We start from the raw sequence: 20,394 nt of genomic DNA, 5'->3' as shown, positions 1-20,394 counted from the left end.
CGACGATGCTCAAGCACGTGTCTATAGCCTATATATAAAGGGGCATCATATGTATGTAGACGCGTGCTTGAGCAGCGTTGGTCAGAGCAAGAGATCATTTGAGGAGCTGGGATCATGTCTTCCTTTAATTTCGACATGCTGGCATCTATTTATGATGCAACGCGAGGCTATCCACGCGACGTGGCGTTACGCATTGCTCAGGCCCTCGACGAGGCGTCCACTGCGGGTCCGCAGACGCGCTTTCTGGAGATCGGTGTGGGAACCGGGCGTATCGCGCTCCCCCTGGCAAACCTGGGACGTGACCTCACAGGTATCGATATCTCTGAGCGTATGCTAGCACGGCTTGAGCATAAATTGCGGGCCGAAGACTGGCAGGAAGAACGGCTTGCCTGGGGAGACCTGCCAGACGAGCAGGGTCAGCCGCAACAGGCATGGGGGAAGCGTTTCCAGCGCACTGAGCCAGATGCTCATATGCGCATCGCTGTTGCAGACGTCCATCACCTGCCTTTTGCAGCGGTCTCCTTCGAGGTTATTATCGCGGTTCATGTGTTGCACCTGGTGGATGATTGGCGCCAGGTGTTGCAGGAGGTCAGGCGCGTAGCGACACCTGACGGTATGTTTCTCCATTGCGGCGACGAACATGGCCCCTCAGATGTTCAGGAGGTACGCGCCCAATGGCGGCGCATCCTTGCGGAGCTTGGTTATGATGAGCAGGAACTCTACCAGCCTTCTGATACCGAATTACAACATGCCTGTGCCGAGTTGGGCTGGCAGGCTGTGCGCTGGATTGCCTTGACATGGGAGCGGGCTATTACGCCGCGCCAGGTCCTGGAGGGTATCTTGCAGCGCAACTGGTCAAGTATGCGCCGCGTTCCCGATGCGGTCTTTCAGGAAGGGTGTCGCCGGCTTGAGCAGTGGGCCTATGCCTACTTTGGCGCGGGCATCGACACGGTGCGCAAGCAGGAGCAACGTTTTATCATTACTCGCTACCAGGCCCAGGCTCAGGAGCGCTAATGGAGCTTCTTCTGCTTATTGGCTTGCAGGGCTCCGGAAAGAGTACCTTCTACCGCACGCGTTTTGCCTCTTCGCACGCATATGTCAGCAAAGATCTCTTGCGCAACAATCGCCACCCAGCACGTCGCCAACTCCAGCAGGTGGAGGATGCGCTGCGGCAGGGCCAATTAGTGGTCGTGGACAATACTAACGCCTCACGTGCCGAGCGCAGTGAACTGATTGAACTTGGCAAGCGCCTGGGCGCACGCGTCATCGGCTACTATTTTGAGGTGGATCTCGCCAGGTGCCGCGCGCGCAACGCTCAGAGAGAAGGGCTCCGGCGCGTCCCCGAGGTTGCCATCTTCGCCACCCTCAAACGCCTGGAGCGTCCCGACTATAGCGAAGGCTTCGACGAACTCTTCTTCGTCCGCAACAATGACCAGGAGGGCTTTGACGTCTCACCCTGGCAATCCACCTTATCTGGTGAAGGATAACTAATAGAGATACAGAAAAAAGCAGGCGCCTGCTTTTTTCTGTATCTCTATTAGTTATCCGATTTGGCTTTGGCCAGGACTTTATCGATGCGTCTGCCGTCCATGTCGACGATCTCGAAGGTGTAGCCATCGATCTCAACTTTGTCGCCAACGGCTGGAATGCTTCCGATATGGGTCAGGATCATGCCTGCCAGTGTCTTGTAGTTGAGGTGCGTCTCCTCAGGAACGGCTGGCATGCCTAGCTTCTCGCGTACACGCTGCTGTTCGGCCATGGCATTAATGAGCCAGCTACCATCTTCGCGCTGGGTAAAATCGACCTCCTCGGGTTGATCGTACTCGTCATGGATCTCGCCTACCAGCTCTTCCAGCACATCTTCCAACGTTACCAGGCCCGTGACCTGGCTATACTCATCGATCACAATTGCCAGGTGCACTCCCTTGCGGCGGAAAATGGTGAGCAGGTCATCGACATACTGGTATTCAAAGATAAAGAAAGGTGGGCGAGCTAGCTTGACCAGGTCCACCTGCCCATCTTCGGCACGCTTGCGCAGCAGGTCCTTGGCATAGAGCACGCCGACGATATTATCCAGGGAGTCTTCGTAGAGCGGGAGGCGTGTGTAGCCAGAGCTAAGGAAGGTCTCGATGACCTGTTCGAGCGGTGTGCCAACCTCAATTGCCACTATCTCTGTGCGTGGAATCATAATCGTATTGACGGCCCGATCCGAGAAGCGGAAGATGCGGCTGATAAACTCCTCTTCGCCGCTCTCGACGTTGCCGCTGACCGCGCCCTCGCGTGCCAGGTAGACAATATCCTCTTCAGTCACCTCCTGCTTCCGCGTCTTATGCTGGCCGATCAGGCGCAGCACCAGGTTGGCCGAGATGGTCAGAAAACCGACTACGGGGCGCGCGAAGGCCGCCAGCTTCGTCATAAAGGGCGCAGCCGTGTTGGCGATGCGCTCGGCCGATTGTAGGGCGATACGTTTGGGTACCAGTTCACCAATTAGCAACGAGAAATAGGTGATGAGAATGACGACGATCACCAGGGAGGCGGTATCGGCGTAGGGGCCGATATAGGGCACCGTCTTGAGCCAGGTACTGAGGATCGCGCTAATGCTCGCGCCACCATAAGCCGCTGAAAGCGTGCTAATAAGGGTAATGCCGATCTGGACCGTCGCCAGGAAGCGCTCAGGGTCTTCCGCCAGGTCCAGGGCCTGTTTGGCGCTTTTCTTGCCAGCGTCGGCCTGCTGCTGAAGGCGACCACGGCGTGCCGAGACGATAGCAATCTCCGAGGCGGCAAAGAAGGCATTCGCCAGGATGAGCACAAAGATAATAAGGACTTCAACTACGGGAAAACCAGACATAAGCGTTCTTTATCCTTTTGATCTCTATCAAAAACGTGCAAAACGTGGTGGAGTCAGTATCCCTGAATTCTTTATAGATCTGATCTCTATTCTAACATAGACACGCCTGAGCGCATACAAAAAGATCCGTCCGCAGAGCTGCGAACGGATCTCGATAGGTGGTACATACCAGCCTTGAACGTAAGCGCTCCAGGCTATTTTACGGCTGGTTGCTTGCTTTCGATGGCCTGGGCTACGATCTCAGAGATATCTTCGATCTTGAGCTTCTCCTCGGCCTCGACGCCTTTGACACCATCCTCAAACATGGTGATACAGAATGGACAGGCGGCGGCTACGACTTCGGAATTGGTCTCCAATGCCTCATTGATGCGGGTCTGGTTGACGCGTTTGCCAACCTTCTCCTCCATCCAGGCACGACCACCACCACCACCACAACAGAAGCTCTTGTTGCGGTTGCGTTTCATCTCGTTGATGCCGTTGCTATTCAGCACCGTCAGCACGCGACGTGGCTCATCGTAGGTGTCGTTGTAGCGGCCAATGTAGCAGGGGTCATGATAGGTCAGCTTGCGCTGGTCAAAGCCCTCGGGCAGCTCAAGCTTGCCATCAGAGATCAACTGGTCGATGAAGACGGTGTGGTGAACCACTTCGTAGTCGCCACCAAGCTGCGGGTACTCGTTCAACATCGTGTTGAAGCAGTGCGGGCAGGCGGTCAGGATCGTTCTATGCTTTTGCTCGCCTGCGCCATCGGCGCTAGCAGACTTGTTGAAGCCATAGCCATTGAGGGTCTCGATGTTCTGCATGGCCTGCATCTGCCACAGGTACTCGTTACCGATGCGGCGCGCGGGATCGCCCGTGCAGGATTCCTCGGGACCAAGGATGGCGAAGTTGACCTTAGCGGCCAGCAGGATCTTGGCGACCGAGGTCGCGACCTTCTTATTGCGCTGATCGAAGGAACCCATGCAGCCAACCCAGTAGAGGATGTCCGCGTCGGGGTTCTCCGAGAGCAGGGGAATGCCCAGGCCCGCGGCCCACTCGGCGCGCTTATCGTTGCTGATCTCCCAGGGGTTGCCATTGCGTTCGATGTTATTAAAGAGCGAGGTGACCTCTTGCGGGAACTCACTCTCCTCCATGACCAGGCTACGGCGCATATCGACGATCTTAGGCACATGTTCAATCGAGACGGGACAGATCTCCATACAGGCCATACAGGTCGTACAGGACCAGAGGGCCTCCTGGGAGATAATGCCGCCAACCATAGGCTCGTGGTGAGCCTCCTTCTCCTCGACGGTCTTATCTGATTTGACGCCCGCGATTCCCAGTTTGCTGTAGAGTGAGTCCTGCCCCAGGATCTCGCCACTGCGTACAAAGAGGGCCTCTTTCACACCCAGGATGATCTCCTTCGGGTAGAGCGGTTTGCCGGTATTGGTAGCCGGGCAGACGGTGTTACAGCGTCCGCACTCGGTGCAGGCGTAGCCATCGAGCAACTGTTTCCAGGTGAACTGCTCCACCTTCGAGACACCATAGTCGTCGCGCTCCTCCAGGTTCTCCAGCAGTGGGAGGGCACCCTTGGGCTTATAGTTCTGGAAGAAGACGTTAAAGGGTGTCGCCAGCAGGTGCAGGTGCTTGGAGCGCGGTAGATAGATCAGGAAGCTGAGCACAACCGCGATATGCAGCCACCAGGAGACGCGGTAAGCAAGCGTGCTACCATTGACTCCAAGAGGAGTGAATATGGGGCTAAAGAAGGCCGCCAGGGGCGTCCAGGCATGGCCACCAGTCGCTACATAATTAAAGCACTCAACCAGGGTCAGCGTCAGAACGACCAGGAAGATCAGACCCAGGATGATAAAGCCATCCCAGGGACCATGCAAGGCGCTCTGGAGCTGTTTGGGCTTAAAGACGGCACGGCGAATGGCAAAGACCACCAGTGCCAGCATTACGAAGACGATAAAGAAATCAAGGATGCTCGCGAAAATAGGGCTATCACCTAAGAACGGGATCGATATGTTGTAGGCGTTCACGATCAGTTCGAGCAGGCCGAACTGGATAATGATAAAGCCCCAGAACGTAAAGAAGTGGGCAATGCCAGGGATGGGATCGCGCAGTACGCCGCTCTGTCCAAGCACTACCTTGAAGATCGAACCGATGCGCTCATTAATGTGGTCGGTACGATGTTCGGGTCGAGCCTTGGCCAGCAGGGTCACGAGTTCGCCAGCGCGTAGGGCAAAGAGTCCGAGCGCGGCCAGGAACAACACGGAAAAGATGAGTGCGCCTATCCATCCCCCGGTTGGTGAAATCGGTGGGGGGGTCATTAGTCGAACCTCCGTCTAGTATATGGACGGGCGGTTGCCATAATGTCGAACGAGAATAGCACCGTTCGGACAAGAGAACCGCTCACCGTTGAGCGAGGGCGCCTCAAGTGAGGCACCCTGACATCAACCGTCTCGGAGAGAGACGTGTGCAATAAGCATTTGCAATAAGCATTTAGGCCTTGCGGCGCTTCACTTCCTCTGTAAGCTGTGGCAGGATGGTCAGTGCATCGCCAATCACGCCGAGATCAGCGACAGAGAAGATGGGCGCGTTTTCATCCTTATTGATTGCGATGATGTACTTTGAACCCTTCATACCAGCGAGGTGCTGGATGGCGCCACTGATGCCGGCGGCGACATAGAGTGTGGGTTTTACCGTCTTACCCGTCTGGCCGATCTGGTAGCTATAGGGGAGCCAGCCAGCATCGACGATGGCACGTGTCGCGCCCGGAGCGCCCTGGAGAGCCTTCGCCAGCGCTTCAACCAGCTGGAAGTTCTCAGCTTTGCCCAGGCCACGACCACCGCTGACGATGATGCTGGCATCTTCCAGAGCCGGACCCTCGCTAGCGACATCGACGCTATCGACGATCTTAATGGCTTGCGCGGCACTATTGATCGAGACAGAGAGCGTCTCAACCTCGGGTGTGCGACCATCAAACTGCTCAACGGCGAAAGCCTTGGGGCGTGTCAGGACGATGCCGGTGCCCTGGTGAGGATGGGTGGCCGTAACGACGTTTTCGCCGCCCCAGGGAACGGTGACCTGAAGCTCTTCGCCTGCAAATGCCAGGTCGGTCGCGTCGGTAATCAGGCCCAGGTTATTGCGCACCATCAGGCGAGCGGCGATATCGCGCAGCTCGTAGGTGGTGGCCAGGAGCAGCAAGCGTGGCTGATGATCGTTGAGCAGAGCGCTCAGCGTATCCACGGCTGGAAGCGTCAGATAATTGTCATAGGTTGCATCCGCGTGGACATAGACCTTCTCCGCGCCGTAGGCACCCAGGATAGGGGCGACCTCCGCCGCGGCGGCGCCAAGCACGACTGCTTCGGCGCGACCCAGTTTCGCGGCTTTACCAAGCACCTCAAGCGAGGAGCGCGCAGGCTGGCCATTCTCCAGCTCAATGAGTACCCAAATTGTGTTAGACATCTTGCAATCCTCCCTGAGCACTAGAGCAACTGGTAGCGCTGCAAAAATTCAGCGATACGCTGTGCCGCGCTGCCATCGTCTTTGATTACCTGACCAGCGGCGCGTGCCTCAACCTTACCAATCGTAAGTACACGCTCGCGTGCGCCGGCCTCACCTACTTGTGTAGGCTCGATGCCCAGGTCCGCGATGGTAAGTTTGGTGAAAGGCTTCTTTTTCGCGCCCATGATGCCTTTCATGGTTGGGTAAATGGCTTCAAAGGAGCCGCTGGCGATGGTGACAACAGCGGGGAGGGAGCTTTCAACGGTTTTATAGCCAGTGGGAACGACGCGTTTGATGACGGCCTTGCTGCCCTCGATCTGAATTTCGCGAGCGAAGGTCAACTGGGGGAGGTCCAGGAACTCAGCCATGGCTCCAGGGACCATGCCGGTATAGCCATCGGTGCTCTCGGTTGAGCAGAAGATAAGGTCCGCGCCCTCTTTCTTGATCGTGGCGGCCAGCACGCGTGCGGTTGCCAGGGCGTCGGAACCAGCCAGGGCGGGATCGGTCACCAGGATCGCGCGGTCGGCGCCCATCGCGAGCGCGCGGCGCATGCCTTCCTGAGCCGACTCGGGACCCATGCTCAGCGCGACAACCTCGCTATTGCCGAGGGTATCGCGGAGCTTAATTGCGGCAGAGATTGTGCTCTCATCACCGGGATCGAGCACGAGAGAAACACCAGTGCGCACAAGACGCTTTGTATTGGGATCAAGCTTACTGACAGTGGTGTTTGGATCGGGTACCTGTTTAATACAGACGATGATCTTCATTGTATATATCCACCTCGCCTATTGATGATGTGTGACGTGGAGAAAAGAAAACTCCCTTGTTTCCTTTGGCTATCCTATTGTACCTGTCGCAAAAAGCGAGTGTCAACGTTGCTAGCTAACGATGACGCCTGCCAACCTCCTTGAATAAACTCTGCCACTCCTTCCGAATGTTTACTGGATTTGCATATAGCCAGAAGCATAGCACGCCTGGCACATTTCTGCAAAAATATAGAGTGTGTGCGTGGACAACGGCAGAGCCGTTGTCCACGCACACACTCTATCCTAAGCGCCGCAGGCGCGAGAGGTCGTAGGCTGTTAGCTAAGGGTGCGTTGACGGCGTACCAGGAGGGCAGTGGTGACGGCGACGAGGCCGGCGATACAGAGGGGAGTGCCAATAGCGGCGCCCTGTGTGCGCCAGAGCACGACGCCGATGATTTCGAGCAGCAACCCACCCACGAAGAGCACCGTAATACCAAGTGAAGAGCTTTCAAATGAGGTTCGCACCTTCTGGCGCGCATAGCTGGGACTCTCGTGTGGCGTCGAACTGTCTTCTGTTGCAGTATCCTGGGTGGCATCCTCGCTCTTTCCGGTTGTCTCGCTCAGCAACGCGTAGAGACGCTCGATATGGCGGCGCGAGGTGCGCATGTAGATCTTGCGTGTGCCATCGCTGACTAGAAGTTCGCGGAAGAGTGGCTCATAGTTCTTCTGGCGGAGCGAAACCTGAGTGAGATTGGCCAGGGGAAGCGAATCAAGGAAGAGATGTTCACGCGGGAAGCTCTTCGTATAGTAACCAATGATGCGTTGATTGGTGAGCACCAGTTCGCAGGCGGTACTGTAATTGACTTCACCGTTATCCCAGAAGCCGGGGGCAGAGAAGAGCACAACCTCGCCTTCTTGCAGGTGTTGCTGAATATTTTTAGGTCCCTTGACGCCTGTAGGCGCCTGACGTCTCTCCTGTGACACTCTCGGCTCACTCTCTTTCTGTCTCGGCTGGCGGCAATCTTTTGGTTACACGGCGCAATTATAGCATATCTCAAGGAAGGAATATAGCTTGACCGATTCTAGACTCAGCGATGGAAGCAGACAGACGACTATTCGTCCAGCGCGTGTGGAGGATGCTCCAGGGCTTGCGCGCGTGCATGTTGATAGCTGGCGCACAACCTATCAAGGCGTGGTGCCCGATGCCTACCTGGCGGCGCTCTCCTATGAGCGGCGTGAACAGATGTGGCACACGATCTTGCAGATGGAGCAAGGAGATGGTGCCGCCTCTTTTACCTATATAGCTGAAGATGAAACCGGCAGGGTTGTAGCCTTCGTGAATGGAGGTAGGGAGCGTGCGGGTATCTCAGGCTATGATGGTGAACTCTATGCCATCTACTTGCTTGCTGAGATGCAGGGACGAGGCCTGGGACGGCGCCTCGTGGGTACTCTGGTAGAGCATTTTGTGCGCCAGGGAATGGCATCAATGACAGTCGTTGTTCTGGCTGATAATTCGGCGCGCTATTTTTATGAAGCGCTGGGAGCCACACTACTGTACGAGCAGGAGGATGAGGTTGGAGGCAAGAGGCTTACAGAACTGGTCTATGGCTGGTCTGATATTCGCCCTCTCTTGCTCTCATAAGTTTCTTCTGCTTCAGTTTGTCGCTTGCTAGCCTGGCGCCTACAATATGACAGAATATGCTTTTTTTATCGCATGATGTGTGTTGGTAGATAGAAACAGGAGAACAAGGGGCATCTTATGGGAGATTTACTGGCTGCCCGTGCCCAGATGGGTACCTCGCTGGCTTTTCATATCATCTTCTCTGTCCTGGGCGTCGGCCTGCCGCTGCTGCTATGTATCGCCGAAGGCCTTGCGCTGAAGACAAAGAACCCGACCTGGATGCTGCTCACGCGGCGCTGGGCGAAGGCCGCGGCGATTCTATTCGCCATTGGCGCGGTCTCAGGCACGATTCTTTCCTTTGAATTGGGATTACTCTGGCCAACATATATTGAATTCGCTGGCCGGGTGGTTGGTTTACCCTTCATGCTAGAGGGTTTTGCCTTCTTTCTGGAGGCGATCTTTCTGGGCCTCTATCTCTATGGCTGGGACCAGCTCTCGCCACGAGCACACTGGCTCTGCTCCTTCCCCATCTGGATCAGTGGCCTGGCCTCGGCCTGGTTTATTGTCAGCGCGAACTCCTGGATGAATACTCCCGCTGGCTTTGTCTTTAAAAATGGGCAGGTCGTGGATATTCGCCCTTTTCAAGCCATCTTTAATCCCAGCACGCCCTATGAGACTGTGCATATGATGCTGGCATCCTATGTGGCAACCGGTTTTGGGGTCGCCGCCGTCTATGGCTGGGCCATGCTGCGAGGGAAGCGCGATGACTACCATCGCAAGGGCTTGATGCTAGGGATGCTGATGGCGGTCGTCGCGGTTCCGCTCCAGATCGTCAGTGGCGACTTTAACGCACGCTTTCTCGCCAATTATCAGCCAACCAAGTTCGCGGCGATGGAGGCGGTCTTTAAGACCCAGGACGGTGCGCCGATCACAATTGGTGGCCTGGTAGATCCGAACACAGGCGAGGTGCGCTATGCGCTGGAAATCCCCAGGGGCCTGAGCCTGCTGGCCTATGCTAACCCTGACGCCAAAGTGAAGGGCTTGGAGCAAATCCCGCGTGATGACTGGCCAAATGTGCCCCTGGTGCACCTCTCCTTTGATGGTATGGTGAGTTCGGGCTTCTTTATGCTCTTTATCGCCTTTGTCTACTGGCTGTTCTTCTTCCTCAGGAGGCGTAAGGCCCCCGAACATAAGCTCTTGTTGTGGGGAATCGTTGTTTCAGGTGTGCTGGGCTTTCTGGCGGTGGAACTAGGATGGATGGTCACTGAGCTTGGTCGACAGCCATGGGCGATCTATGGCTTCTTACGTACACGGGACGCGGCCACAACCGCACCCTGGTTGAACGAGAGCTTTTTGGCCTTCACAGGTATCTATATACTGCTGGGTGTAGCACTGGTCTGGCTCCTCTTACGTGTGGCGCGCACGCCGATGCCGCGGCTGGTGCCGCAGAAGCAAGCTCAGAAAGCGGGGATGTAAGTATGGATATAGCGTTAGCGGCATTGATTGTGCTCTGGTGGGCCTTGATTACTTACGCGGTGCTGGGGGGAGCCGACTTTGGCGCGGGCGTGTGGAATCTCGTTGCCTTTGGCCGCAGCAGGCAGAGGCAGCGCGAGCTTATTCATCACGCGCTGGGTCCTGTCTGGGAAGCCAACCATGTCTGGCTCATTTTCCTGATTGTGGGACTGTTTACCATCTTCCCAAGCGCCTTTGCGGCCCTGTGCATCGCGCTCTTTCTTCCACTTACCATCGCGCTGATTGGTATTGTCTTGCGAGGAGCCGCCTTTATCTATCGCTACTACGCGACGGATGCCGAAGGCACGTTTGCCAGCGGCTGGGAGACGGTCTTTAGTGTGGCAAGCCTGCTCACACCATTTACCCTGGGACTAAGCGCCGCCGCGGTCGCGAGCGGGAAACTATTGCCAGCATCCGGGAAGCCGGATGCCACCTATATGGCTTCGTGGTTGAGCCCTTTCGCGCTAGTCATTGGCTTGATGGCGATAGCCCTCTGCTCGACGCTGGCCGCGGTCTACCTGTCCGTTGAGGCCGATTCAGCCCATGATGATGAGTTGACCAGCTTCTATCGAAATAGTGCCTTGATTGCAGGCGCGATTACGGCGGTTCTCGGCGCCCTGGGACTGGCGTTGTCTACTGTATATGCTCCCTTGCTGTGGAATGGTATGCTTATGCGCGCATGGCCGGTAGTCATCGTGACGATGCTCATTGGGCTGGGAACCGCAGGCGCGCTCTTCTTCCGTCACTATCGAATCGCGCGTGTGCTCATGATTACTGAGACGGCTTTTCTGTTGAGTTCATGGGGTCTGTCACAGTATCCGTATATTCTACCACCGCACTACACCATTGATGGCTCGTCCAACGAGGCTTACGTGATTGAGGTGGCTCTGATCTGTGTGCTCGTGGGAATGGTGCTCGTTGTTCCCTCGCTCTACTACCTCTTCTCGGTCTTCAAACTGCCCTATCCTGCTCCAGGTATCCGGCGTGAAGATAAAAAGTCAGTGTAAGGGTTATAGTAACCGGATGGCAAAGCCATCCGGTTACTATAACCCTTACACTGACAAAGAACCCGCCGCAAGCCGCGGGGCTTCGAGCCCCAGCGGTGAGGCGGGTTTCTCGCGGGCTTGAGCCCTTGCCGGCTGGCTGCCCCCCGAATGGGTTGAACTTCTGTTCTACTTGTGGTATACTCTCCCCGAACCTCATCAGACTGAGAGCTGTTTCCGTTGCCGTGAGCACAGGAAGCAGCCCCAACCCCATTGGGGGCATCACGAGGAAGGAAGCAAGGAAGAGGAGCCATGGCAGGGAAACCCTTCAGCAGCACCAAGACCATGAAGCAAGCTGTGCTCGTCCGCTGCGAACAGGCGGGCTGGTTCCTTGCCACCCAGACCCTCTTCAACCAGGTGACCTCTTTTGCGCTTCGGAGGGAGTTTCCACAGATTGCGCAGAAGCTTCCTTCACTCTGGACACGCAGCTATTTTGCTTCAACGGCTGGCAAGGTCAGCCAGCAAACCATTCAACGCTCTCTTGAAGCCTAGAAAGGACTCTAGCGTGTATCAGATCAAGCGCATCACCATCGGCAAGACTGCCCAACTCGATGAGCTTGCCCACGCGTGTGGCGAGGTCTATACGGCGACCCTGGTGTCTTTCTGGCGCGTGGTTCGCAAACAGGGCATCTGGTTAAAGCCCAAACATCTCATGCGCTGGCACACCTCCCCTCTGTTGCATGCTCATACGGCTGATGCCTGCGTCCAAGCGTTTTTTGCCAGCCTCAAATCATGGAGAGAACGCCGCAAGAGCGATCCAACAGCACGACCACCACGGCGGAGAAAGTGGTACTTTCGCATCGAGTACAAGCGGAGTGCGATGCGCCTGAAGGATGGAAAGCTCATCCTTTCCAATGGCAAAGGCAATGAACCACTGGTGCTCGATTGGGCCTGGACCCTTCCCCAAACGCTGGTGATTCGTTGGACTGGCACCCAATACGAAGCGCTTGCTACCTATGAACCCTGTTATTTGCCGGTTCCAGAGGGAGGAAACAAGATAGCTGGCATTGATTTAGGCGAAATTCATATGGCTGTCAGTCACGATGGAGAACAGACCTACATCCTTAATGGGCGTTTGTTGCGTTCCAAGCGACAGTATCGCCACAAACTTCTGGCAAGGCTGCAGAAGAAGATCGACGCGAAAAAGCCAGGCTCACGTCGTCGCAAGCAACTCGTGAAGTCCAAACGGAAACAACTGAAGAAACTAGCCAACCAGATCAAAGACATTGAGCACAAAGCGACCACCAGGCTCATTTCCACCCTTCACACGGACGGGGTGCAAATCTTGGCGATTGGCGATGTGCGTGATATCCGGCAAGGCTTAGATGTTGGCTCCAAGAATAACCAGAAATTGCATCAATGGTCCTTCGGTTCCATTCGTCAGAAGCTCACTTATAAGGCGGAGAGAAGAGGGATGCAGGTTGAGATGCAAGAAGAGTCCTCCACCAGTAAAACCTGCCCGGTCTGTGGAAAACGGCGCAAAGGAGCTGTGCAAGGGCGTAACTTCCACTGCATCAATAAAGACTGCAAGTGGAAAGGGCACAGAGACATGGTGGGAGCTATGAACATCAGGTACAAGTATCGTGGGGAATTTGGGAACCCTCACGTAGTTGGGGCTACTATGGCTGCCCCCATCGGCCTACGACATAGATCGCAGACCGATGTAGCTCGTAAGGAGAAAGGGTACTTACGAGAAGCCGCTGGTCTTTAGACCATGCGGAGAAGTCACTAAACCACGTAGTGGCGAGAGGCTTATTGAAACGTTTGGGCGACGGCATCGGGAATAACGATGACATCATGTCCATAGCTGGCCACCTGATTGGCCCCAAACATGTGATGGTGCCCGCTGAGTTTCTCGCGTAGGCCACCGGCCAGTTCAAAACCGGCCAGGCGCACCTGTGTTGGGTCGACAACATCCAGTAGGATATTGCCGATGGTTCCCACAACGGTGCCGCCTTCGCTCAGGACGCGATACTGGTTCAGGACGCTTGCCAGGGGTAGGGTTGCCAGGTGGCTGCCCTTCTCTTCTTTGGCCAGGCTCTTCTCGCTGTCAAAGGTAATGGCATCGACACCAATGGCCTTGATATGCGCGAGAGGAAGCGCGTGATGTCCAAACAGGCCAGTCTTTACCTGGAAAGCGTAAATAGCGCTCGTCTGTGGCTCGAAGTAAAAATCTTCTATGGTTCCCACTTTCTTGCCTGTATCCAGAGAGACTGCCGCTATGCCCTTTAACTCCGTCCATTTTCTGATATTTGTTGGGTTTTGCATGCGCCTCCTCCTCGCTGTGGTGCTCTCGAATAACGTGGAGAAAGGGTCCGTTTGCTCTATTCATGTGGAAGACAAAACGGACCCAGTACTTACACGAAGCTTCTAGTGTGAAGGCTTCAGGAGTTTATGGAACAGGCCGAAGAGCAAGAACGTAGGGGGCCATTGACCAACAAAGAGGCTCCAATCACGCTTCTTGGTAGAAAACAGAAACGCCGAAGCTACAATAGAGATGAGCGCGGCCCAGTACCAGACCTCTTCCGAGACCTGGTCTGTGACGCGAAAGTATTGATCATGGGCTTCCTTAGGAACGCTCTTAATGGTGTGTTTCTCGTGTGAAGTGCCAAAATCTATATCTGCCATTGCTGAATCTCCCTTTCTTGAATCTCTGTCTGTCGATAACATCAGTATGAGAGAAGGAGACAATGGTGAAGCGTTTGCCTCATGATGCTTCCTCTCCGCGCTTGTGTCTTATCGCCAGGCTTTGCCTGTACCACTGTATGCACACAAAGCCTTTGACTTCAGCTCGTGTAAGAGTTACTATCTTTAGTATAGAGATATTCAACAAAGGCATGATATAGATCTAGCCTCCTCAGGCTTGTATCTATCGGTCCACATAGAGGGTGTATTGCCCACTGTGACCATCCAAACAAAGATACAGAACGGGTTAAAACGGCACTATGAGTGAAAATATTGTTCAACCAGCTGTAGGGAGCAAACAGCCCGGCTGGAAATACTGGTTAAAGACTGCGCGCCTCTTTACCCTGGTGGCGACGGTAAGCCCACTGCTTGTTGGGACGGCTATTGCTGGATATGAGCGGACCTTTCATCCCCTCATCTTCCTGACAACTTTTGTCTCCTGCCTCTTCTTGCAGATTGGCACGAACTACTTTAACGAATACTTTGATTATGCCTATGGGTTGGATCATGAGGGGTCTCTGGGGGCTTCGACTGTGATCTTCCGTAACGAGATGAGCGCTGGTCAGGTGCTGGGCGGTGCTATCGGCTGCTTTGTCATCGCGGCCCTCCTGGGGATTCTGCTCGTGTTTCTGGTCGGCCCGGAGATCCTCCTCTTTGGTCTGACTGGCCTCTTAATCGCGTACTTCTATAGCGCCCGCCCCTTCAAGTTAGCCAGTCGCGGCCTGGGCGATATCATGGTTTATATCGCCATGGGCCTCTTGATGACCTGGGGTGCCTACTATGTCCAGATTCAGCACTGGTCCTGGCAAGCCTTTGCCGCCAGCATCCCTGTTGGTTTCCTGATCATGGCCATCATGAATATGAATAATGTGCGTGATTACCAGGACGACCTGGCGGTCAACAAGAAGACGCTTCCAGTGCGTTTTGGTCTAAAGTTTGGGAAGCGTTATCATGCCACCTTGCTTATGGGGAGCTATGTGGCCACAGCCCTGTTTGTGCTGGTTGGTCTGCTGCCTATCACCAGCCTTATTGTATTGGTCACCTTCCCACTGGCTTTCAGCAATGTACGCTCGGTCTTACAAGCAACGGACCGCAAGGCCTTTATGCTAGGAATCAAGCGGACTGCGATGTTGAATCTGCAATTTGGGGTTGTGCTGACCCTGGGGATTCTGCTCGCCACATTGATCACGGGTAGGATCTAACGCTAAGACGAAAAGGGAGGTGCAGGAGGGTCTCCCTCCTGCACCTCCCTTTTTTTACTCAGCTATTCAACTGGCGGAGATGGCTGGTTTCGTTATAGCGCGCCAGGTGGACGGAGTCACCCGTGATATGGAGTTCGGTCAGGCTGGCGTTATTGACGCTGAGGCGGCGACTGGCCGAGAGGGACATCTCCAGGAGATGGCCTACAAGCAGGCGAATGGCCGTTTTATGCGATACGAGAAGTAGCGTCTGCCCGCTATGCTTCAGCAGGAGTTCGGTCAAGCAGGGGACGGTACGGGCCAGGACGGCCTGCTGTGTCTCGCCGCCAGGCGGATTGACCATCCAGGAGCCTCGATCCCAGGCCACAAGTTCCGCCGGGTAGTGCTGTTTCAGCTGTTCACGTGGAAGGTTTTCCCAGCGGCCAAAATCCATCTCGCGCAGGGCGAGCCGTGTCTGGATTGGCAGGTTGAGCAGGTTGGCGCTGGGAATGGCGGTCTGCTGTGCGCGTTGCTGCGGGCTACAATAGATGGCGTCGATGGTTTCGTCTCGCAAGCTCTCGGCCAGCGCTCTAGCCTGGAGCAGACCTGTATCGGTCAGGGGGAGTTCGGTGGTCCCACAACAAACCTCATCGCGACTGGCGCTTGTCTGTCCATGACGAACAATGAGCAGGCGTGTGGTGGGGAGGTTGGGATAAATGCGGCTGGCCATGCAGGCTTCTACATCCTCTTTTTCTCTTTATTTGCATATCATAAGAAGTGCTGGCTACAGCATATCATATTCTTTCTCGCTTCGTGCCTGCGGCGCTCAGGGGTAAGGGATGTGTGCGTGGAAAACGGCTTTGCCGTTTTCCACGCACACATCCCTTACCCCGAAGGCTTGCGCAACGGGCAGAGGTCGGTGTTAGAGGAGAAGGAGAATTGGATAAAAGACAGATGGTATGTCCAGGGGGCAGGCTCAGCCTGCCCCCTGGACATACCATCTGTCTTTTAGGGTAAGGCCTGTGAGGCCAGGAAGATGAGGGTGCAGCTAAGTAATGTTATGAGGGAGGTGAGCAGGTCGAAGCGCGCCCAGGTTAGCTGGCGGCGTCGGCTCCTTCTCCAGCCACGATGAAAACCGTAGCAGCGTGCCTCCATGGCGGTGCTGAGCGCCTCGGCTCGTTTGAAGCCGCTGAGGAAGAGGGGGACGAGCAGGGGGGCGATTTTGCGTGCCCGTTGCAGAAAATTACCCTGGTCAAAACGCACACCACGCGCGGCCTGGGCTTTAATCAGGCGCTCTATTTCGCCGGTGAAAATGGGTACAAATTTGAGCGCGATGATAAAGACCATCACGAGAGTATTGGTGGGAATACCTATGCGCTGGAGCGGAGAGAGAAGCGCCTCCATACCATCGGTCAGGTCGACGAGCGATGTGGTGAAGAGCAGCATTGAGAAGAGATAGTAGAGAAAAAGCACGCGCAGAATGACCAGGATGCTTGTATGCAGGCCCTCAAGCGAGATGCTCAGCATCCCCCAATGCCAGTATATTGTCTGTTGCTGGCCCGTGTAGAAGAGTACCTGGAGTACGAAAATAAAGGCCAGGAAGCCCAGGAAGGGGCGGAAGCCGCGCAGCACATAGCGTGTAGAGATGCGCGAGAGAATCTGTATTAGAATGCAGAACAGCAAGAGGGCCGCGAAGGCTATAAAGCTCTTGATGAGCGAGGTAACGATAATAAGTAGAATGAGGCATAGGAGCTTGCCACGCGGATCCATACGCGTCAGAGGCGAGTGGTTATTGATGAATTGACCAAAGGTGATTGTGCGTGAGATTTCAATCATGGTTGTTGCCTTCCACTACGTATTCTAAGCTCCTCATGCTGCACTATGGCCTCCTCCAGTTCGTCGAGCGTAAGAACAGTGGTTGGGAATTCGGGATAGTGCTCGCGCAAGACCAGGGCAATGCGGACCGCTTCTGGCAGCTCTATTCCAAGCTTCACAAGCTCATTGGCGCGCGCGAGGATCTCGCGTGGTGCGCCTGAAAAGGCGAGTTGTCCCCGCTCCAGCACATGAATGGTGTCTGCCAGACCCACGACCTCTTCCAGGCTGCTAGAGGCATAGATAATCGTCATCTGCTGGGTCTGTTTCAAGTGTTCAATGAGGGCCAGCAACTCTCGCCGTCCACGCGGATCGAGTCCCGCCATCGGTTCATCAAAGATAATCACAGCGGGCTGGAGGGCGAGAACACCGGCGATGGCGACGCGCCGTTTCTCGCCTCCACTCAGGGCGTAGGTATAGCGTGTGCGAAAGTCTTCATAGGGCAGCCCAACATCCTCTAACGCTGTTTGCACCAGCCGCCGCGACTCGGCGAAAGAGGCTCCCTTCCGTAATGGGCCGAAGGAGACATCCTTACCCACCGTCTCCTCAAAGATTTGTGACTCGGGAGACTGAAAAACGACGCCAACTGAGGTGCGCAGGCGTTCGCGGTCAAAGGATGGGGCCATCACATCTTCTCCCTGAAAGAAGAGCGTCCCTGGCGTGGCTTTAATCAGTCCAGCCAGGATATCGACCACAGTTGATTTGCCGGAGCGGGTTGGTCCCACCAGGGCGGTAATCTGGTGTTCTGGAATAGTGAGCGATAGACCACGCAGAGCTTCTGTGGCGAAGGGCGTATCGCGCAGGTAGGTATGACGCACATCTTTTAATTCGAAGAGTTCGAAGAGCATAGATCCGCCTTTAGTTGTTCGGGAGTGAGAATGACGTCAGAGAGGTGTTGCCAGCCACGGGCGCGCAGGCGCTCTCCCAGCCGCGTGACCATGGGTATGTCTAACCCGAGGGTTTCTAGCTGATCAGCATGTGAGAAGATCTCGCTGGGCGAGCCATCCAGCAGAATCTCTCCCTGGTGCATGACGAGGACACGCTGGAAGGCTGTAACCTCGTGCATAAAATGCGTGATATGGATGACGGCCATGCCCCGTTCGCGTGCCAGGCGTTGCTCTGTGGCGAGGAGCGAGCGTATCAGGTGACCTGGCAGCATCGTGGTAGGTTCATCGAGCAAGAGGTAGCGTGGGCGCATTGCCAGTACCCCAGCAATGGCGACTTGCTGTTTCTGCCCTACAGAGAGGTCACTAATGGGAAGCTGCGCTGAGGCACCAAGCTCCAGGCTGGAGAGCGCCTCCTGCACTCGCTCCTCAATCTCGTGGCGAGGGAGACCTAGATTCTCCGGTCCAAAGGCGACATCGTCGATGACGGTATTGGCGACGAGCTGATCATCGGGATTCTGAAAAATAACGCCAACGCGCTGGCGAATGGTCCATAAATCCTCACCACGCGCGGTTGTGGCGATATCATCAACGCGTACCTCGCCCTGGGTTGGATGGAGAATTGCGGCGAGCAGGCGCGTGAGCGTGCTCTTGCCTGAGCCATTGTGACCGATGATCGCCACAGTCTGGCCTGGTTGGATGCGCAAGTTAATATTGCGCAACGCAGGAGGGGTTGAGACCTCCTGCGTATTGTAGTGAAAGGTAACGTTTTGAACTTCAAGCATAGCGTTTATCTGGTTTATCTGTAAGTAGGGAGTGGAGGCGCAATAGCCCCGGTGTCCTTACGCGCCGCATATCTCCCCGGCGCTAATAGGGAAGTTCCTCACGAGCCTTGGTCTCCGGAGCATGCACGAGGCGCTGCTGGACGATAGCATAGCTGCGCGCCACCGCTTCGGCGAAGATGGCTGAGATAATCGCCTCGGCGATAACCTGGGGCAGGAAGCTTGCCAGGATGACGCCATTGGCGGGGATATAGCCCCTGATCATGCCCATGGAGATTACCAGGACCGAATTCGTCAGTGAGCCGATGACGCCCGCGCTGATGGCCGCCACATCAAAGCTGAAGCGTTTGAGCGCGGCGAAGGTTGCCCAGGCGGTCAGGCCAATAAAGATACGCGGCAGAATCGCGACAGTCGGATCCTTAAAGAGCGGGCTAGAGGCATGTAGGAGGCTCATCAGGCCAAAGATAAAGCCTGTAAGCAGGCCGACGATTGGGCCGCCGACGATGCCGCCAATAATGGTAGGAATATGACCTGTTGTCGCGTTACCAGAGACATTGGGAACCGGAATAAAGCCGATGCCAGGGATGAGGGTGATACATACCGTAAGGCCAGCAAGCATCGCAGCAATGACGATTCGCTCTGTCGTTAGCTTCCATGGATGCGTTGGATCCATGCTTTGTGTCTTCTGTTCAACTTTGCTCAAGCGAACACTCCTTCGTGTTGGATCTATGTTTCTCTGCTTGTGCGCGAGCTAAACGTAGATCAGGGCAAAATAGCTAGAGAAGCCGGATGCATTCGTGGATATGGATCTATTGTTGAAATATACCCGGCAATTCCTATGACTGTCAAGAATATTCATAGAAGATGTTAGGGGAGGACCTGGACTCCGTGAGGGCCACCGATGAGGGCCTGTTGGGCCATGCCGAGAAAGAGGCCTGTCTCGACGATGCCGACAACATGGTGTAACTGCTCATCCAGGGCTGCGGGATCAAGAATGCCATCCGCGAAGGTGCAGTCGAGAATAACGTTATGGTTATCGGTAATGAAAGGGGTGGTGCTACCACCGCGAAGCTTGACGGTTGCCCCAAGGTTGGTTAACTTGCGTGAGACCAGGGGGGCGGCGAAGGGAATGGCTTCAATAGGCAGGGCGAAGCTTTGTCCCAGGCGTTGCACGAGCTTAAGCTGATCGGCGATGACAACAAAGCGCCGTGATGCGGAAGCCACGATCTTCTCGCGCAGGAGCGCCCCACCCCCGCCTTTGACGAGGTTAAGCTGGGAGTCGATTTCATCAGCCCCATCTATATAAATATCGAGTGAAGGATGAGTAGCAAAATCGGTGATAGGGATATGTAAGCTTTGTGCCAGTTCCTGCGACGCGAGCGAGGAGGAAATGGTGCCAGCGATGCGTAGCCCCTGTTGCATGCGCCTGGCAAGTGCCTGAATGAAGAAGGCCGCCGTTGAACCGGTACCCAGACCTACCAGCATGTCATCCTCGACTAACTGAGCCGCCGCCTCGCTTGCAGCCTGTTTCCACACATCACGATTTATTTCCTGACCAGTCATAAGAGCATCTCCAAAAAATAAACGAAATTATTCAAGAGGAGGGTTTACTATGAAAAACGCTCTCCTGTAGTGGAGTATAACACGCTGGAAAAGGCGCATCAAACCGTGAGCGCGAATGGGACTTCCCGCGCCTAATTCGCGAAATTATTGCCATCCATAGTGCATCGTGATACA

At 55.3% G+C, this 20,394-nt stretch carries 20 protein-coding genes and 1 pseudogene; 8 read left to right on the top strand and 13 right to left on the bottom strand.

The window, feature by feature from the left end; genetic code table 11:
* Nucleotides 1-114 precede the first annotated feature (114 nt).
* Together KRAC_RS09540 and KRAC_RS09535 are read left to right on the top strand one after the other, a co-directional pair.
* Entirely contained in the window at nt 115-1,014 is a 900-nt protein-coding gene (locus KRAC_RS09540; protein ID WP_007906446.1) for a class I SAM-dependent methyltransferase, read from the top strand.
* Nucleotides 1,014-1,487 carry an ATP-binding protein gene (locus KRAC_RS09535; protein WP_007906444.1) on the top strand — a complete coding sequence of 158 codons (474 nt, stop codon included), beginning with the start codon at nt 1,014-1,016 and terminating at the stop codon, nt 1,485-1,487. The genes KRAC_RS09540 and KRAC_RS09535 overlap by 1 nt, the downstream gene beginning before the upstream one ends.
* A gap of 50 nt (nt 1,488-1,537) precedes the next feature.
* Here KRAC_RS09535 and KRAC_RS09530 read toward each other — a convergent pair whose 3' ends face one another.
* The 5 genes from KRAC_RS09530 to KRAC_RS09510 all read right to left on the bottom strand — a co-directional run bounded on the left by KRAC_RS09530 (nt 1,538) and on the right by KRAC_RS09510 (nt 8,064).
* Complete coding sequence (locus tag KRAC_RS09530; RefSeq protein ID WP_007906443.1) at nt 1,538-2,848, bottom strand: hemolysin family protein; 1,311 nt, start codon at nt 2,846-2,848, stop codon at nt 1,538-1,540.
* A gap of 194 nt (nt 2,849-3,042) precedes the next feature.
* Complete coding sequence (locus KRAC_RS09525; protein ID WP_007906442.1) at nt 3,043-5,157, bottom strand: 4Fe-4S dicluster domain-containing protein; 2,115 nt, start codon at nt 5,155-5,157, stop codon at nt 3,043-3,045.
* A 172-nt stretch (nt 5,158-5,329) separates the two neighbouring features.
* Nucleotides 5,330-6,295 carry an electron transfer flavoprotein subunit alpha/FixB family protein gene (locus KRAC_RS75725; protein WP_007906441.1) on the bottom strand — a complete coding sequence of 322 codons (966 nt, stop codon included), beginning with the start codon at nt 6,293-6,295 and terminating at the stop codon, nt 5,330-5,332.
* Nucleotides 6,296-6,315: 20 nt separating this feature from the next.
* Nucleotides 6,316-7,101 (bottom strand): electron transfer flavoprotein subunit beta/FixA family protein, encoded by a 786-nt coding sequence (locus KRAC_RS09515; protein ID WP_007906438.1) that lies wholly within the window; start codon nt 7,099-7,101, stop codon nt 6,316-6,318.
* 315 nt (nt 7,102-7,416) lie between these two features.
* Nucleotides 7,417-8,064, bottom strand: coding sequence for a hypothetical protein (locus KRAC_RS09510; RefSeq protein ID WP_007906436.1), 648 nt, complete (start codon nt 8,062-8,064; stop codon nt 7,417-7,419).
* 88 nt (nt 8,065-8,152) lie between these two features.
* Here KRAC_RS09510 and KRAC_RS09505 point away from each other — a divergent pair, with 88 nt between their 5' ends.
* The 5 genes and pseudogenes from KRAC_RS09505 (at nt 8,153) to KRAC_RS09485 (ending at nt 12,967) form a co-directional block, all read left to right on the top strand.
* The gene (locus KRAC_RS09505; protein WP_007906434.1) at nt 8,153-8,722 is read left to right on the top strand and encodes a GNAT family N-acetyltransferase; all 570 of its coding nucleotides are present in this window, start codon (nt 8,153-8,155) and stop codon (nt 8,720-8,722) included.
* Nucleotides 8,723-8,839: 117 nt separating this feature from the next.
* The gene (locus KRAC_RS09500; RefSeq protein WP_007906431.1) at nt 8,840-10,177 is read left to right on the top strand and encodes a cytochrome ubiquinol oxidase subunit I; all 1,338 of its coding nucleotides are present in this window, start codon (nt 8,840-8,842) and stop codon (nt 10,175-10,177) included.
* 2 nt (nt 10,178-10,179) lie between these two features.
* A complete protein-coding gene (locus tag KRAC_RS09495; protein ID WP_007906429.1) occupies nt 10,180-11,220 on the top strand; it encodes a cytochrome d ubiquinol oxidase subunit II in 1,041 nt (346 codons plus the stop codon).
* A gap of 396 nt (nt 11,221-11,616) precedes the next feature.
* Nucleotides 11,617-11,748: pseudogene (locus KRAC_RS75720) on the top strand (transposase); the annotation flags it as partial.
* 13 nt (nt 11,749-11,761) lie between these two features.
* Nucleotides 11,762-12,967: an RNA-guided endonuclease InsQ/TnpB family protein gene (locus KRAC_RS09485; RefSeq protein WP_007906427.1), complete on the top strand. Its 1,206-nt coding sequence runs from the start codon at nt 11,762-11,764 to the stop codon at nt 12,965-12,967.
* Nucleotides 12,968-13,008: 41 nt separating this feature from the next.
* Here the strand turns inward: KRAC_RS09485 and KRAC_RS09480 are convergent, their stop codons facing one another.
* Both KRAC_RS09480 and KRAC_RS09475 read right to left on the bottom strand, forming a co-directional pair.
* Nucleotides 13,009-13,524, bottom strand: a complete 516-nt coding sequence (locus tag KRAC_RS09480; protein WP_007906426.1) for a PRC-barrel domain-containing protein — start codon at nt 13,522-13,524, stop codon at nt 13,009-13,011.
* A 102-nt stretch (nt 13,525-13,626) separates the two neighbouring features.
* Nucleotides 13,627-13,884 (bottom strand): hypothetical protein, encoded by a 258-nt coding sequence (locus KRAC_RS09475; RefSeq protein WP_007906425.1) that lies wholly within the window; start codon nt 13,882-13,884, stop codon nt 13,627-13,629.
* Nucleotides 13,885-14,201: 317 nt separating this feature from the next.
* On the opposite strand from KRAC_RS09475, the gene menA reads away from it, so the two are divergent.
* Nucleotides 14,202-15,143 (top strand): 1,4-dihydroxy-2-naphthoate octaprenyltransferase, encoded by a 942-nt coding sequence (gene menA, locus KRAC_RS09470; protein WP_007906424.1) that lies wholly within the window; start codon nt 14,202-14,204, stop codon nt 15,141-15,143.
* A 58-nt stretch (nt 15,144-15,201) separates the two neighbouring features.
* Here the strand turns inward: menA and KRAC_RS09465 are convergent, their stop codons facing one another.
* The 6 genes from KRAC_RS09465 to rpiA all read right to left on the bottom strand — a co-directional run bounded on the left by KRAC_RS09465 (nt 15,202) and on the right by rpiA (nt 20,220).
* Nucleotides 15,202-15,849 (bottom strand): histidine phosphatase family protein, encoded by a 648-nt coding sequence (locus KRAC_RS09465; protein WP_007906422.1) that lies wholly within the window; start codon nt 15,847-15,849, stop codon nt 15,202-15,204.
* Nucleotides 15,850-16,127: 278 nt separating this feature from the next.
* The gene (locus KRAC_RS09460; RefSeq protein ID WP_007906420.1) at nt 16,128-16,955 is read right to left on the bottom strand and encodes an energy-coupling factor transporter transmembrane component T family protein; all 828 of its coding nucleotides are present in this window, start codon (nt 16,953-16,955) and stop codon (nt 16,128-16,130) included.
* Nucleotides 16,952-17,839 (bottom strand): ATP-binding cassette domain-containing protein, encoded by an 888-nt coding sequence (locus KRAC_RS09455; RefSeq protein ID WP_007906419.1) that lies wholly within the window; start codon nt 17,837-17,839, stop codon nt 16,952-16,954. Before KRAC_RS09455 ends, KRAC_RS09460 begins: the two co-directional genes overlap by 4 nt.
* Nucleotides 17,815-18,660 (bottom strand): ATP-binding cassette domain-containing protein, encoded by an 846-nt coding sequence (locus KRAC_RS09450; RefSeq protein ID WP_007906418.1) that lies wholly within the window; start codon nt 18,658-18,660, stop codon nt 17,815-17,817. Before KRAC_RS09450 ends, KRAC_RS09455 begins: the two co-directional genes overlap by 25 nt.
* A gap of 82 nt (nt 18,661-18,742) precedes the next feature.
* Nucleotides 18,743-19,330, bottom strand: a complete 588-nt coding sequence (locus KRAC_RS09445; protein ID WP_040443187.1) for an ECF transporter S component — start codon at nt 19,328-19,330, stop codon at nt 18,743-18,745.
* Nucleotides 19,331-19,524: 194 nt separating this feature from the next.
* Nucleotides 19,525-20,220: a ribose-5-phosphate isomerase RpiA gene (gene rpiA / locus KRAC_RS09440; protein ID WP_007906416.1), complete on the bottom strand. Its 696-nt coding sequence runs from the start codon at nt 20,218-20,220 to the stop codon at nt 19,525-19,527.
* Nucleotides 20,221-20,394 lie beyond the last annotated feature (174 nt).

It is taken from the genome of Ktedonobacter racemifer DSM 44963 (assembly GCF_000178855.1).
GTDB classification, from domain to species: Bacteria; Chloroflexota; Ktedonobacteria; order Ktedonobacterales; family Ktedonobacteraceae; genus Ktedonobacter; species Ktedonobacter racemifer.
Note: the sequence above shows the minus strand (reverse complement) of the source record. Positions and strands in the feature narration are given on the sequence as shown.

Excerpts from the sequence above, each read along its gene's own strand:
- KRAC_RS09450 (WP_007906418.1), bottom strand. The coding sequence starts at position 18,660 with ATGCTTGAAGTTCAAAACGTTACCTTTCACTACAATACGCAGGAGGTC.
- KRAC_RS75725 (WP_007906441.1), bottom strand. The coding sequence starts at position 6,295 with ATGTCTAACACAATTTGGGTACTCATTGAGCTGGAGAATGGCCAGCCT.
- KRAC_RS09480 (WP_007906426.1), bottom strand. The coding sequence starts at position 13,524 with ATGCAAAACCCAACAAATATCAGAAAATGGACGGAGTTAAAGGGCATA.
- KRAC_RS09460 (WP_007906420.1), bottom strand. The coding sequence starts at position 16,955 with ATGATTGAAATCTCACGCACAATCACCTTTGGTCAATTCATCAATAAC.
- KRAC_RS09495 (WP_007906429.1), top strand. The coding sequence starts at position 10,180 with ATGGATATAGCGTTAGCGGCATTGATTGTGCTCTGGTGGGCCTTGATT.
- KRAC_RS09535 (WP_007906444.1), top strand. The coding sequence starts at position 1,014 with ATGGAGCTTCTTCTGCTTATTGGCTTGCAGGGCTCCGGAAAGAGTACC.
- KRAC_RS09515 (WP_007906438.1), bottom strand. The coding sequence starts at position 7,101 with ATGAAGATCATCGTCTGTATTAAACAGGTACCCGATCCAAACACCACT.
- KRAC_RS09475 (WP_007906425.1), bottom strand. The coding sequence starts at position 13,884 with ATGGCAGATATAGATTTTGGCACTTCACACGAGAAACACACCATTAAG.
- KRAC_RS09500 (WP_007906431.1), top strand. The coding sequence starts at position 8,840 with ATGGGAGATTTACTGGCTGCCCGTGCCCAGATGGGTACCTCGCTGGCT.
- rpiA (WP_007906416.1), bottom strand. The coding sequence starts at position 20,220 with ATGACTGGTCAGGAAATAAATCGTGATGTGTGGAAACAGGCTGCAAGC.
- KRAC_RS09540 (WP_007906446.1), top strand. The coding sequence starts at position 115 with ATGTCTTCCTTTAATTTCGACATGCTGGCATCTATTTATGATGCAACG.
- menA (WP_007906424.1), top strand. The coding sequence starts at position 14,202 with ATGAGTGAAAATATTGTTCAACCAGCTGTAGGGAGCAAACAGCCCGGC.
- KRAC_RS09445 (WP_040443187.1), bottom strand. The coding sequence starts at position 19,330 with ATGGATCCAACGCATCCATGGAAGCTAACGACAGAGCGAATCGTCATT.
- KRAC_RS09465 (WP_007906422.1), bottom strand. The coding sequence starts at position 15,849 with ATGGCCAGCCGCATTTATCCCAACCTCCCCACCACACGCCTGCTCATT.
- KRAC_RS09525 (WP_007906442.1), bottom strand. The coding sequence starts at position 5,157 with ATGACCCCCCCACCGATTTCACCAACCGGGGGATGGATAGGCGCACTC.
- KRAC_RS09455 (WP_007906419.1), bottom strand. The coding sequence starts at position 17,839 with ATGCTCTTCGAACTCTTCGAATTAAAAGATGTGCGTCATACCTACCTG.
- KRAC_RS09530 (WP_007906443.1), bottom strand. The coding sequence starts at position 2,848 with ATGTCTGGTTTTCCCGTAGTTGAAGTCCTTATTATCTTTGTGCTCATC.